The following is a 12,183-nucleotide window of genomic DNA, read 5'->3' on the forward strand; positions in this document are numbered from 1 at the left end:
TCAATTCAGATAGGTGCGGGCGAGGATGTCGGAGAACTTCTCCAGCTCGCGCTCGAGATTGGTATAGACCTCGGCGCTCATCGCTTCCGGCGTCATCACCGCGAGCCCCGAATGCAGGCGCATGGCTTCGCGGAAGAGCATCGACATCTGGCCATTGACCATGGCGTTCGGCAGTTGCTCGGCCTCGATGCGGATCTCGTTCAGCTGGAAGAGGATCGAGCGCGGGTTGAGCGGGTCGAGCGCCAGAAGGTCGGTCACGGTCAGGCGCGCCGTCGAGACGTTGTAGCGGCGGCGATGGGTCATGACGTTGTCGCCGATCTCCAAGAGCATGTCGAGCGCGCCATCGGGAGCGTCCGGCCCGGTCATCCGGCCAAGCAGGCGGGTCATGTGCAGACCACGTTCCAGGAGGCGGCCGATCGTCAGGAAGCGCCAGCCGGTGAAGCGGTACATGTTTTCATGCACGAGACCGGCGAAACCCGCCAGCTTGCGCAGAAGGATGGTCATCGCATGGGCGGCATCGTCGCCGGGTTTGACCCGTTCGTGGAAGCGTTTCGCCGTCTTCGACAGGTCGTTCAGGGCAAGCCAGCCATCGGGCGAGAAACGGTCGCGGATGTTGCTTGCGGAATAGACGGCGCTGTCGATGTTGCGCAGCAGGCTTTCGGGCACGCCGGTCTTGGTGTCGACGTCGATGTCGGCGAGGTAGTCGCTGACGAAGGCCAGCAGCGGCTGATCCGGATTGGCGCTTTCGGCATAACGCGCGTGCCAGGCGCGCAGGATGCGCAGGACACCTTCGGCCCGCTCGATGTACCGGCCGAGCCAGAAGAGGTTGTCGGCCGCGCGGCTCGGCAGGCTGCCGGGCATGTTGCGGGTGAAGCTTTCTTCGGCCGGCAACAGCGAGGTGCGATCGACCGGCTTGTCGGAAACGATCCAGACATCGGCTGCACTGCCGCCGGACTGCATGGCGATAGCCGAGACATCGGAGCCGCTGCCGATGCGGGCAAAGCCGCCAGGCATGATCTGCCAACCGTTCCTGGTTCTGGCGGCAAAGACGCGCAGCGACATCGGCCGGGGCGTGAGCTTGCCATCGACCATGGCGGGCGTGGTTGAAAGCGTCACCACTTCCTGGCCGACGAGATTGCCGGTTTCGGCTTCCAGCCATTCCGAGATGCTGCGGCTCTGCGGATCCTTGTAACGCGACCCCAGCACCGAGCGACCATTGTCGTCGAAGAAGGGCAGGCGGGAGAAGGCGGAGCCGACGACCATGCGGTCGAGATTGCGGGCGACGTGTTCGCGCTCGGCCTTCTGGCCGCACCACCAGGTGGCGATGGAGGGCAGCTTCAGCTCTTCGCCGAGCAGATGGCGCGAGAGCGTGGGCATGAAGGCGAGCAGCGCGCGTGTTTCCAGAATGCCGGAGCCGAGCGCGTTGACGAAGGTGACGGAGCCATTGCGCAGCGCATCGACCATGCCGGGCGTACCGATATAGGAATTCTGGTCGAGTTCCAGCGGGTCGGCGAAGGCCGCGTCGAGGCGGCGCCAGAGCACGCTGACGGGTTTGAGACCGGCCACCGTGCGGACCATGACCTTGCCGTTGACAACCGTCAGATCCTCGCCCTCAAGCAGCATGATGCCGAGATAACGGGCGATATAGGCGTGCTCGAAATAGGTCTCGTTTGCCGGGCCTGGAGAGAGAACGGCGATGCGATCGTCGGCGCTCTGCTGGCGCCCCTGCAGCGCCTTGCGGAAGGCGCCGAAGAAGGAGGCGAGGCGGTGCACATGGGTTTCGGCGTAGAGATCGGAGAAAGCGCGGGCGGTGGCGACACGGTTTTCCAGCGCAAAGCCGGCACCGGAGGGGGCTTGCGTCCGGTCGGCCAGAACCCACCAGTTGCCATCAGGTCCTCGGCCGATCTCGAAGGAACAGAAATGCAGATAGTGGCCACCGGCCGGCTTGATGCCGACAAGGGGGCGGAGGAATTCGGGATTGGAGGCGATCAGCTGCGGCGGCAAAAAGCCTTCCTGCACCAGCCGGTTTTCCGAATAGATGTCGGAAACGACCGCTTCCAGCAGGTTCGCACGCTGGACGAGGCCATCCGCCAGCACCTGCCATTCGGCGTCCGAGATCAGCACCGGGATGTGCGAGAAGGGCCAGGCCCGCTCGCTCGATCCCCCCGCGCCATAGGCGCGGTAGAAGACACCGGCATCACGGAGATAGCGGTCGGCGCGGGCGAAGCGTTCGTCGAGTTCCTGCTCGGCCATGGTCTCGATGGCCGAGACGAAAGGCTGCCAGACCGGGCGAACATTGCCCTTGTTGTCGAGCATTTCATCGGCAGCACCCGCCAGCGCGCGATAGCCGGCCAGAAGGGCCGTGCCATTCGCTGCCTCCGGCGGAGAGAGCTCCGCTGCCGTCTTTGGTGCCATCGGATCAGATACCCTGCGGTCGTCTCAGGTCCAGTGTGTGCGGGAATTCCGGCGACACGGTCTCGGGCCATAATGGATAGGAACCGGCTGTATGGCCCCAAGGCTCGAAACGCGCAAGCCGACGGGCTTCCGCTTCATTCCCGTTCACAGGGAAAGTATCGTATGTCCGGCCCCCGGGATGGGCGACGTGGTAGACGCAGCCCCCGATGGACCGGGCAGACCACGTATCATAGATGTCGAATGTTAGCGGTGTGTTGACGGGCAGAACCGGATGCAGGCCCGATGCCGGTTGCCAGGCCTTGTAGCGCACGCCGGCGACGGCCACGCCATTGACCACCGATTTGCGCAGCGGTACCTGGCGGCCGTTGCAGGCGACGACATAGCGTTCCGGATTGGCGGTCTCCAACTGCACCTGCAGCCGCTCGACGGAAGAGTCGACATAGCGCACGGTGCCGCCGATCGCGCCTTCTTCGCCCATCACATGCCAGGGCTCCAGCGCCTGGCGCAGTTCGAGCTTAGACCCCTCGTATTCGACCTCGCCGACAAAGGGGAAGCGGAATTCGAGCTGGGCTGCGAACCATTCCGGCTTGAAGTCGAAGCCGTTTTCGCGGAGATCGGCCAGAACTTCGAGGAAATCCAGCCAGAGATAATGCGGCAGCATGAAACGGTCATGCAGGCTGGTGCCCCAGCGCACGAAGCCACCGCCGATCGGGTTCTTCCAGAAGCGGGCGATGAGCGCGCGGACAAGGAGCTGCTGGGCAAGCGACATGCGCGGGTTTGGCGGCATTTCGAAGCCACGGAATTCGACGAGGCCGAGACGCCCCGTCGGACCGTCAGGCGAAAACAGCTTGTCGATGCAGATTTCCGAGCGGTGGGTGTTACCGGTGACATCGGTCAGAAGATTGCGGAACAGCCGGTCGACGAGCCAGGGCAGGGGCGCTGCCGCACCGCTGGCCGGCAGCGGCACCTGGGCGAGCGCGATCTCCAGTTCGTAGAGGCTGTCGTGCCGCGCTTCGTCAAAACGCGGTGCCTGGCTGGTCGGGCCGATGAACATGCCGGAAAACATGTAGGAGAGCGCCGGGTGGCGCTGCCAGTGCAGAACGAGGCTCTTCAACAGGTCGGGGCGGCGCAGGAAGGGGCTGTCGGCCGGGTTGGCGCCGCCGACCACCACATGGTTTCCACCGCCGGTGCCGGTGTGGCGACCGTCGATCATAAACTTGTCGGCGCCGAGCCGCGTCTGGCGGGCCTCTTCATAGATGATGTTGGTGGTTGCAACGCAGTCTTCCCAGCTGTCGGCCGGGTGGATGTTGACCTCGATGACACCCGGATCGGGGGCGACGCGGATGACGTTGATGCGCTCGTCCTGCGGCGGGGCGTAACCTTCGATATGGACGGGAAGGCCGAGATTGCGGGCGGCCGTCTCGGCGGCTGCCACCAGCTCCAGATAGTCCTCGATCGCTTCCACGGGGGGCATGAAGACGCAGAGCCGTCCGTCGCGCGGCTCGACGCTCATGGCGGTGCGCACGGCGCCCCTGATATCGCCGGCCGAGCCCGTGATGTTCTGCTCGTTGCGGTCCTGCTGACCTTCGCCGCTCTTGCGGGAGGCTTCCGGCATCGCACGGCCTTCACTCATCTTCGGACCGAAATCGGGCAAAGGCGAGCGCGGGATCGAGGGGTCCGTGGTGTGGATATAGGGGTATTGCGACGGCGGCACATAGGGCAGGGTGCCGAGCGGCATGCGGAAGCCGATCGGGCTGTCGCCGGGGATGAGGAAAATCTTGCCGCGACGGGTGCGCCACTTTTCGCTCACCCAACGGCGACCGCCGGCCTTGGCGTTCCAGGCCTGGACCGGCAGGATATAGCCGGTCGGGGTGGTGAGGCCGCGCTCGAAGACCTTGGCGATGCGGGCGCGCTCTTCAGCACTTTCGAGCTTGGAATTGGACGGATCGACATTTTCCGGCAGGCTGCCTTCCTTGATGATCCATTCGGCCGGATCCTCATAGGCCGGGATGATCATTTCGGGCTCGATCTCGAGTTCTCCGGCGATGCCCGCCATCAGGGCCTCGGCCTGCTCGTGGGTGATGCCGGTGTCGGCTTTTTCTGCGGCGATCAGCGCGGGGTCGTGCCAGATCGGCTTGCCGTCCTTGCGCCAGTAGAGCGAGAAGGTCCAGCGCGGCAGGCTTTCGCCCGGATACCATTTTCCCTGGCCGTAATGCAGGAAGCCGCCGGGGGCGAATTTTTCGCGCAGGCGGCGGATGAGCTGGTCGGCGAGGTCGCGTTTGGTCGGGCCGACGGCATCGGTGTTCCATTCGGCCGACTGGAAATCGTCGATCGACACGAAGGTAGGCTCGCCGCCCATGGTCAGCCGCACGTCATGCGCTTTCAGGTCGGCATCGACTTTCAGGCCGAGCGCGTTCAGCGCGTCCCAGCTGTCGTCTGAAAAGGGCTTGGTGATGCGCGGGTGTTCCGCGACGCGAGTGACGCGCATGTCGAAAGCGAATTCGGTATTGGCCTGGCCGATATAACCGCCGGAGATCGGGGCCGCATTCTTGTAATGCGGGGTGGCGGCAAGCGGGATGTGGCTCTCTCCCGTCAGCAGGCCCGAGGTCGGGTCGAGCCCGATCCAGCCGGCGCCGGGGATATAGACCTCGGCCCAGGCATGCAGGTCGGTGAAATCGACCTCTGTGCCGGAGGGGCCGTCCAGCGCCTTCAGATCGGGCGTGAGCTGGATCAGATAACCGGAGACGAAGCGGGCGGCGAGGCCGAGATGGCGCAGGATCTGGACGAGCAGCCAGCTCGTGTCACGGCAGGAGCCGCGCGCCGAGGTCAGTGTTTCCTCCGGCGTCTGGACACCGGGCTCCATGCGGATGACATAGCCGATTTGCTGCTGCAGGCGGGCGTTCAGGCCGACAACCATGTCCACCGTGCCTTGGCCGGGCGTCTTGTCTACCGTCGCCATGAAGGCTTCCAGCGCCGGGCCTGCCGGTTCCGGGGTCCGGTAGATCGCCAGATCGTCGCGGATGTCGGCGGCGTAGTCGAAGGGCCATTTGACCGCCTCTTCCTCGGTGAAGAAGTCGAAGGGATTGTAGACCGCCATATCGGCAACGAGATCGACCTCTATCTTCAGTTCGGTCACCGGATCGGGAAACACGAAGCGGGCGAGGTAATTGCCGTAGGGATCCTGCTGCAGATTGACGAAGTGGTTTCCCGGCGTGACCTTGAGCGAGTGGCTGATCACCTTCGTGCGTGAATGCGCCGCCGGCTTCAGCCGGATCACCTGGGGCCCGAGAAGGACCGGATTGTCATACTTGTAGTGGGTGAGGTGGTAGATGCTTGCCTTGATCGACATTCGTTACCGTTTCGCTGTTCGCCCGTGCCGCTTTTTCCGGCTTGCATCGATCTTGTGTAATGCAGCGCCATAAAGCAAGCGGCCCGGAGAGCCGAAGCTTCCGGGCCGCACAACTTACGCAGATTGATAGTCGTCAGCTGCGACCGAATTCGTCGACGAGGCGAATGATGTCATCTTCGCCGAGATAGGAGCCGGTCTGGACCTCGATGACCTCAAGCTGGATCTTGCCGGGATTGGCCAGACGGTGGACCGAGCCTTGCGGGATATAGATCGACTGGTTTTCGTGCAGAACGGTGACCTTGTCATCGATCGTCACCTCGGCCGTGCCGCGCACGCAGACCCAGTGTTCGGCACGGTGGTAGTGCTTCTGCAGCGACAGCTTCTTCTCCGGATTGACGAAGAGCCGCTTCACCTGGAAGCGGTCGCCGTTGAGAACGGAGGTGTAGCCGCCCCATGGCCGCAGTGCCGTCGGGTGGTTTTCCGTGAGGCCTGCGGTCTCCTTATCGGCTGCGAGAAGCTTGACCAGATTGCCGACATCCTGGCTGCGGTCGAGGCGGCCGACATAGACGGCATCTTCCGAGGCGATGACAGCGACGCCATCCATGCCCTGCACGGCAAGATGGGCTTCGCGCGACATGACCAGCGAATTCTTCGTGTCGGAGACGGTGGCATGGCCACTCACCACATTGCCGTTCTCGTCACCGCCGGCGAGTTTCCAGATCGCGTCCCAGCTTCCAAGGTCCGACCACGTGATGGCGGCCGGCACGACGGCGGCGTTGGCGGTCTTTTCCATGACGGCATAGTCGATGGAGATGCTCGGGGCTTCGGCGAAGGTCTCGGCATCAAGGCGGGTGAAGTCGAGGTCGCCCTTAGCGTTTTCGACGGATTTTTCGACGGCGGCCAGCACCTCGGGGGCGAGCGCCTTCAATTCCTCGATCATGCGGCCGGCCGAGAAGACGAACATGCCGGAGTTCCAGGCATAGCTGCCGCTGTCGAGCATCTGCTGGGCGACATCCGCACTGGGCTTTTCGACGAAGCGCGAGACCTCGTGAACACCGTTGCCGATCTCGGCACCGATTTCGATATAGCCGTAACCGGTGGCGGGTTCGGTGGGGGTGATGCCGAAAGTGACGATCTTGCCGGTGCGGGCGGCGGCGGCGGCATTGGCGACGCAGGCGCGATAGGTGTCGTCGACGGTGATTTCGTGGTCGGAGGGCAGGATCTGGATCAGCGCGTCGCGGCCATGGCGCTGGCTGACGATGACGGCGGCGGCCGCGACGGCGGCTGCCGTGTTGCGCGCTTCCGGCTCCAGCACGATGCCGTCAAGCTTCACATTCAGCTCGCGGGCCTGCTCGGCGACGAGGAAGCGGAAGTCCTCGTTGGTGACTACCAGCGGCGCATCGTAGAGGGTCTCGTCGGAAACGCGCAGCAAGGTCTTCTGCAACAGCGTCTCGTCGCCGAGGAAACGGATGAACTGCTTGGCGGCAGCAGCGCGCGACAGCGGCCAGAGGCGGGTTCCCTTGCCGCCGGCCATGACGACCGGCACGATCTTGGTGCTCATGTTTTCTTGCCTTTCGATGTCTGGCCGGGGCAATTGTCCCGACCGAATTCGCTGTGCCTGCCTCTGTGCAGCGCCTCTGTCAGACGTCGTCCGGCAGGCGACCGACGCAACCCAAACGCGGAGGCGCCGATTTTGTTACATGTTTGGCCGATGGTTCCAAGTGCGGTCCACGATCGTCCTTAATTTAGCAAGGTGCCGCATTGCCGCCTGTGGGGCGATGTGATCAAGTCGGGCAAACCTTCGTCGCCGAGCGCGCAGGAGGATGTTCATTCGTCGCCCAGGAAAGTCATCGATTTGATCCCTACCGCTCCGCTTTTTGCCGTCCCCCAGTCGCCGCTTCTGCCCGTCGAGGGGCTGGCGCAAGGCTTTCCCATACATCGGATCTTCTGTGTCGGCCGCAATTATGCCGCCCATGCCGCAGAGATGGGCAACACGATCGATCGCGCCGCGCCCTTCTATTTCACCAAGCCACCGACAGGGCTGGTCTTGAGCGGCGGCACCATGACCTATCCGCCAGGGACCGAGGATTGCCACCACGAGATCGAACTGGTGATCGCCATCGGTGCGCCGGCATTCCGGGTCTCGGTGGAGGAGGCAGCCCGTGTCATCTTCGGTTACGCCGTCGGCCTCGACATGACCCGGCGCGACCTGCAGCAGGCGGCCAAGGACAAGCAGCGCCCCTGGGACATGGGCAAGTCTTTTGAAGATTCGGCTGGGATCGGACCGATCACGCAAGCCGCCGAGTTCTCGCCTGGCCGCCAGCGTATCGAACTGACCGTCAATGACACGATCCGCCAGGAGGGCGAACTCTCCGACATGGTCTGGTCGGTGCCGGAGATCGTCAGCCACCTGTCGCGCTACTATCACCTGACGCCCGGCGATCTCATCTACACCGGCACGCCCTCCGGCGTCGGCCCGGTGCAGCCCGGCGACCGGCTGGTCGGGACGGTCGAGGGGCTGGCACCGCTGACGGTGACCATCGGCCCGGCGGCCTGACGTCATGGCTTTCCACGGCGAGGCGGCTCCTGTCCTTGTCGAAGGCAGGCGCTGCGGCACCTGCGCGCTCTGCTGCATCCTGCCTGACATCGACGAACTCAACAAACCGGCCAACGAGCCTTGCCGCCACTGTCTGAGCGGTGGGGGCTGCGCAGCCTACGAGACGCGGCCTGCCACCTGTCGCGACTTCTATTGCCTGTGGCGCACGGATGCCTCGCTTGGGGCGGAATGGGAGCCTGCCTTAAGCGGCATGATGCTTTACGCGCAGGGGCCGCAGCTCACGGTCCTGGTCGATCCTGCACATCCCGAGGGGTGGCGGCGGGCGCCGTATCTTGCGGCGTTGGAGGCAAAGGCGCGGACGCTGAAGGCGGATGGCGGGTACGTGGTGGTTTATGTGGGGGATGTGGTGACGGTGGTGACGGTGGTGGGGGCTTAAAGGCCCGCAGCCTTCTTTAGGATCTCGTCTATCCTGCCCTGCCAGCCGGGACCGGTTGCGCGAAAATGCTCGACGACTTCCGCAGAAAGGCGAAGCGAGATCGGGATTTTCGTCGGGGCCTTCTGAATGCCTCGCGTTTTCGGAAAGAAGGCGCGCAGTTCCTCGGGCAGTTCCGAGGCCGGACGGGCGCGGGCGAAATCTGCCGCGGTCCATTCCGGGTTTTCCGGATCATCGTCTGGCTTCGACATAACGCTCAAACTCCTTCCTATGGGCACGTCGCAAACTGATCGCCCGCACGCGCCCATCGCGATAGGTGAAAGCGAGGCAGTGCGGCTTCTCGTCGATCAGGCCCCATGCACGGTAGCGGATTTCCCCATAGGCGTTTCGATCATCTTCAAGAATGGCGAGGATATCGAGATCGCGCGCCCGTTCGAGCGAGATCCCGTGTTTTTGCCTGTTGGCCGCGTCCTTCGCCCGATCATAATCGATCATCATCAAATTGTATATACGATTTGAATTGGAAACAGAGTTCCATCATCGGTCGCAAAGATGGATCGCGCAACCGGAAATGAACAGTGCTGCCGCCTTGGCTCTCCTGTGATTCGATGGGTGGCAGAGCGCCGAAAGGCTTGGTTTCGTCCGAAACCAAAAAGGGCTCGCCGTTTCCGGCAAGCCCTTGAAAGAATTCGAATGGTGGGCGTGACAGGGATTGAACCTGTGACCCCTACGATGTCAACGTAGTGCTCTCCCGCTGAGCTACACGCCCATCCGATGAGCGGCTTAAGACCACAAAACCGCTTCACCCGTCAATAGGCATTTTGCAGTTTTGTGAAGAGATTTTTTCAATCTCTCGGCAAGGCCTTATGCCGCAAGGAGTTTGTTCACTTCGTCGACGAGGTCACGAAGGTGGAAAGGCTTCGACAGGACCTTGGCATCCTTCGGCGCCTTCGAATCGGCGTTCAAGGCCACGGCGGCAAAGCCGGTGATGAACATGACTTTCAGGTCCGGGTCGAGTTCCGTGGCGCGGCGCGCCAGCTCGATGCCATCCATTTCCGGCATGACGATGTCGGTCAGGAGAAGGGAGAAGGGCTCTTCGCGCAGGCGGTCATAGGCGCTCGCCCCGTTGTCGAAGGAGGAAACTTTGTAACCCGCCTTTTCCAACGCTTTCACCAGGAACCGGCGCATGTCGTTGTCATCTTCGGCGAGAAGGATTTTCTGTGTCATTTAGGGACCGCTGTATTCGATTGCATGGGACGCTCGCAGCCGCTCACTCTAGGTCCTGCCCAGTAAAGAACCGGTGAACAACGAAAAAGTGAGCCCGCTCCGCCATTTCCGGCAGTATGGACTTTGCACCTGCCGACTGGCAACATGGAGAACACAACAAGTTTGTGACTTGGTAAAGAAGAGGCATTGGGGAGCGGATGACCAACGAATTCGAGCCTTTCGAGATTCGCGAACCCGCCGTCCAGACCATTCCCTTCGTGTATAACTCGCCCCATAGCGGCCGCTGCTATCCGAGTGCTTTCCTCGATGAAACGCGGCTCGATGATCTCTCCATACGCCGGTCCGAGGATCACTACGTCGACGAGCTGTTTTCTGCGGCGCCCAGTTTCGGTGCGCCCATGCTGGTCGCGAATTTTCCGCGCGCCTATGTCGACGTCAACCGCGAGCCCTATGAGCTCGACCCGCGCATGTTCTCCGATCCGCTGCCGCCCTACGCCAACAGCAATTCCGCGCGGGTGGCCGGCGGGCTCGGCACCATTCCCAGGATCGTTGCCGAAAACATGGAAATCTATGCGGGGCGCATGCCGCTCGCCTCGGCGATGGAGCGGATCGAGACCTGCTACAAGCCGTATCACGCCTGCCTGCGCAAGCTGATCGCCCGCACCCATGCCCGCTTCGGGCTCGGCGTTCTGATCGACTGCCATTCGATGCCCGGCAATATCCGGGTTGCCGGCAGCGGCGTGAAGCCCGACTTCATCGTCGGCGACCGGTACGGCACGAGCGCTTCGGCAGAGCTGTCGCGGGCAGCCCTGCAATTCCTCGAGGAACTCGGTTTTGCCGCCGTGCGCAACAAACCCTATGCCGGCGGTTTCATCACCGAACATTACGGCCGGCCGGCACGGGATCTGCACGCGCTGCAGATCGAGGTCAACCGCTCGATCTATATCGACGAGTCGACGCTGGAAAAGCAGCCGGATTTCGATGTGCTGGCAGGCTCTCTCGCGATCTTCATGGGCCAGATGGCCGATTTCGTCGCCGATTATTTTGGCGACCAGGCCCTGGCGGCCGAATAGGCGACTTGCTCCCCGCTCTCCGAACCCGGCAAACCGCTCGTTGAACCCTGCGGGCGCGCGCCCCTGCCTGCTTGGTTCGAAGACAAAAAAAACCGCGCACTGGGCGCGGCTTCAAGTCTAGGGAGGAAACACCCAAGGAGGGTATTTACAGTCAAAGACTGTGGTTCAGACGTTATGTGCTGCAGTGCACCATTGTCAAGTTGAATTTTGGTGCTTTTTTGGGCGTGGCGAAAAAATGCGCAGTTCTGCGTTTGGGCCCTGAAACGCAGGGGGATGACGGGAGGCGGTTTTCTTTCGCTCCGACAGGCTTTAAGACTGGCGCCCTCACTCCTCAGACGGAACCTCTCATGCGCCCCACCCGTGATTTCTTTTTTCGCCTCGCCGATGCCGCCAAGGCCGAGACCCTGCCGCGTTTCCGCTCCGGCCTGTCCGTCGTGAACAAGGAGGCGCAGGGCTTTGATCCGGTCACCGAGGGCGACCAGGCGGCCGAGACGGCCATCCGCCGGCTGATCGAGGCTGAGTTTCCGACCCATGGCATTCTCGGCGAGGAGCACGCCAATATCCGCATGGACAGCGAAGAGGTCTGGGTCATCGACCCGATCGACGGGACGCGGGCGTTCATCTCAGGCGTTCCCGTCTGGGGCACGCTGATCGGCTTTCAGGAGCGGGGGCGCTCCGTGATGGGGCTGATGGAGCAGCCGTTCACCGGTGAACGCTATTTCGCCGATGGCGAGAAATCCTGGTATTTCGGGCCCGATGGGGAACGGCAGAACCAGGTGCGTGACTGCGGCTCCCTCGAAAACGCGATCCTGTTCACCACCTCGCCGCATCTCTTCCGGGATTGGGAGGTCGAGCGTTACCAGGCGGTGCAGGACCGGGCGAAACTCTTCCGCTACGGCGTCGACTGCTACGCCTATTGCCTGCTTGCGGCCGGGCATATCGACCTCGTGATCGAGACGGTCCTGAAACCCTATGACGTCGGCGCGCTGATCCCGATCATCGAGCAGGCCGGCGGCGTGATCACCACCTGGGATGGCGGGCGGCCGGAAGCGGGCGGCTCGATCATCGCGGCCGGCTCCAAGGCCGTGCATGCCGAGGTCATGGAGATGTTGAAGCGTCGCTAAGCGTG

At 63.0% G+C, this 12,183-nt stretch carries 10 protein-coding genes and 1 tRNA gene; 4 read left to right on the forward strand and 7 right to left on the reverse strand.

Annotated features, from left to right (window positions below; genetic code table 11):
- From DFO46_RS02430 to DFO46_RS02440, 3 genes are all read right to left on the reverse strand, one after another.
- Window positions 1–2,355: a circularly permuted type 2 ATP-grasp protein gene (locus DFO46_RS02430; RefSeq protein WP_342588657.1), complete on the reverse strand. Its 2,355-nt coding sequence runs from the start codon at window positions 2,353–2,355 to the stop codon at window positions 1–3.
- 64 nt (window positions 2,356–2,419) lie between these two features.
- On the reverse strand, window positions 2,420–5,764 hold the full coding sequence (locus tag DFO46_RS02435; protein ID WP_120276216.1) for a transglutaminase family protein: 3,345 nt from the start codon (window positions 5,762–5,764) through the stop codon (window positions 2,420–2,422).
- A gap of 133 nt (window positions 5,765–5,897) precedes the next feature.
- A complete protein-coding gene (locus tag DFO46_RS02440) occupies window positions 5,898–7,325 on the reverse strand; it encodes a mannose-1-phosphate guanylyltransferase/mannose-6-phosphate isomerase (protein ID WP_120276217.1) in 1,428 nt (475 codons plus the stop codon).
- A 294-nt stretch (window positions 7,326–7,619) separates the two neighbouring features.
- Here DFO46_RS02440 and DFO46_RS02445 point away from each other — a divergent pair, with 294 nt between their 5' ends.
- Together DFO46_RS02445 and DFO46_RS02450 are read left to right on the forward strand one after the other, a co-directional pair.
- The gene (locus tag DFO46_RS02445; protein ID WP_110791620.1) at window positions 7,620–8,321 is read left to right on the forward strand and encodes a fumarylacetoacetate hydrolase family protein; all 702 of its coding nucleotides are present in this window, start codon (window positions 7,620–7,622) and stop codon (window positions 8,319–8,321) included.
- A gap of 4 nt (window positions 8,322–8,325) precedes the next feature.
- On the forward strand, window positions 8,326–8,757 hold the full coding sequence (locus DFO46_RS02450) for a hypothetical protein (protein ID WP_120276218.1): 432 nt from the start codon (window positions 8,326–8,328) through the stop codon (window positions 8,755–8,757).
- Here the strand turns inward: DFO46_RS02450 and DFO46_RS02455 are convergent.
- The 4 genes from DFO46_RS02455 to cpdR1 form a co-directional block, all read right to left on the reverse strand.
- The gene (locus DFO46_RS02455; protein ID WP_210210617.1) at window positions 8,754–9,014 is read right to left on the reverse strand and encodes a BrnA antitoxin family protein; all 261 of its coding nucleotides are present in this window, start codon (window positions 9,012–9,014) and stop codon (window positions 8,754–8,756) included. The genes DFO46_RS02450 and DFO46_RS02455 overlap by 4 nt on opposite strands.
- Window positions 8,986–9,249 carry a BrnT family toxin gene (locus DFO46_RS02460; RefSeq protein ID WP_210210618.1) on the reverse strand — a complete coding sequence of 88 codons (264 nt, stop codon included), beginning with the start codon at window positions 9,247–9,249 and terminating at the stop codon, window positions 8,986–8,988. The genes DFO46_RS02455 and DFO46_RS02460 overlap by 29 nt, the downstream gene beginning before the upstream one ends.
- 199 nt (window positions 9,250–9,448) lie before the next feature.
- Window positions 9,449–9,523: transfer RNA gene (locus DFO46_RS02465), tRNA-Val, on the reverse strand.
- Between the two features lie 95 nt (window positions 9,524–9,618).
- Complete coding sequence (gene cpdR1, locus DFO46_RS02470) at window positions 9,619–9,981, reverse strand: response regulator CpdR1 (protein ID WP_006726917.1); 363 nt, start codon at window positions 9,979–9,981, stop codon at window positions 9,619–9,621.
- Window positions 9,982–10,178: 197 nt separating this feature from the next.
- Here cpdR1 and DFO46_RS02475 point away from each other — a divergent pair, with 197 nt between their 5' ends.
- Window positions 10,179–11,054 carry an N-formylglutamate amidohydrolase gene (locus DFO46_RS02475; protein WP_120276221.1) on the forward strand — a complete coding sequence of 292 codons (876 nt, stop codon included), beginning with the start codon at window positions 10,179–10,181 and terminating at the stop codon, window positions 11,052–11,054.
- Window positions 11,055–11,401: 347 nt separating this feature from the next.
- A complete protein-coding gene (gene hisN / locus DFO46_RS02480; protein WP_110791627.1) occupies window positions 11,402–12,178 on the forward strand; it encodes a histidinol-phosphatase in 777 nt (258 codons plus the stop codon).
- Window positions 12,179–12,183 lie beyond the last annotated feature (5 nt).

This window comes from Rhizobium sp. AG855, from assembly GCF_003610655.1.
In the GTDB taxonomy this organism is placed as follows: Bacteria; Pseudomonadota; Alphaproteobacteria; order Rhizobiales; family Rhizobiaceae; genus Allorhizobium; species Allorhizobium wuzhouense.

Bases quoted from the DNA above. Each gene is read 5' to 3' on its own strand.
- DFO46_RS02435 (WP_120276216.1), bottom strand. From the start codon at position 5,764: ATGTCGATCAAGGCAAGCATCTACCACCTCACCCACTACAAGTATGAC.
- DFO46_RS02440 (WP_120276217.1), bottom strand. From the start codon at position 7,325: ATGAGCACCAAGATCGTGCCGGTCGTCATGGCCGGCGGCAAGGGAACC.
- DFO46_RS02450 (WP_120276218.1), top strand. From the start codon at position 8,326: ATGGCTTTCCACGGCGAGGCGGCTCCTGTCCTTGTCGAAGGCAGGCGC.
- DFO46_RS02460 (WP_210210618.1), bottom strand. From the start codon at position 9,249: ATGATCGATTATGATCGGGCGAAGGACGCGGCCAACAGGCAAAAACAC.
- cpdR1 (WP_006726917.1), bottom strand. From the start codon at position 9,981: ATGACACAGAAAATCCTTCTCGCCGAAGATGACAACGACATGCGCCGG.
- DFO46_RS02475 (WP_120276221.1), top strand. From the start codon at position 10,179: ATGACCAACGAATTCGAGCCTTTCGAGATTCGCGAACCCGCCGTCCAG.
- hisN (WP_110791627.1), top strand. From the start codon at position 11,402: ATGCGCCCCACCCGTGATTTCTTTTTTCGCCTCGCCGATGCCGCCAAG.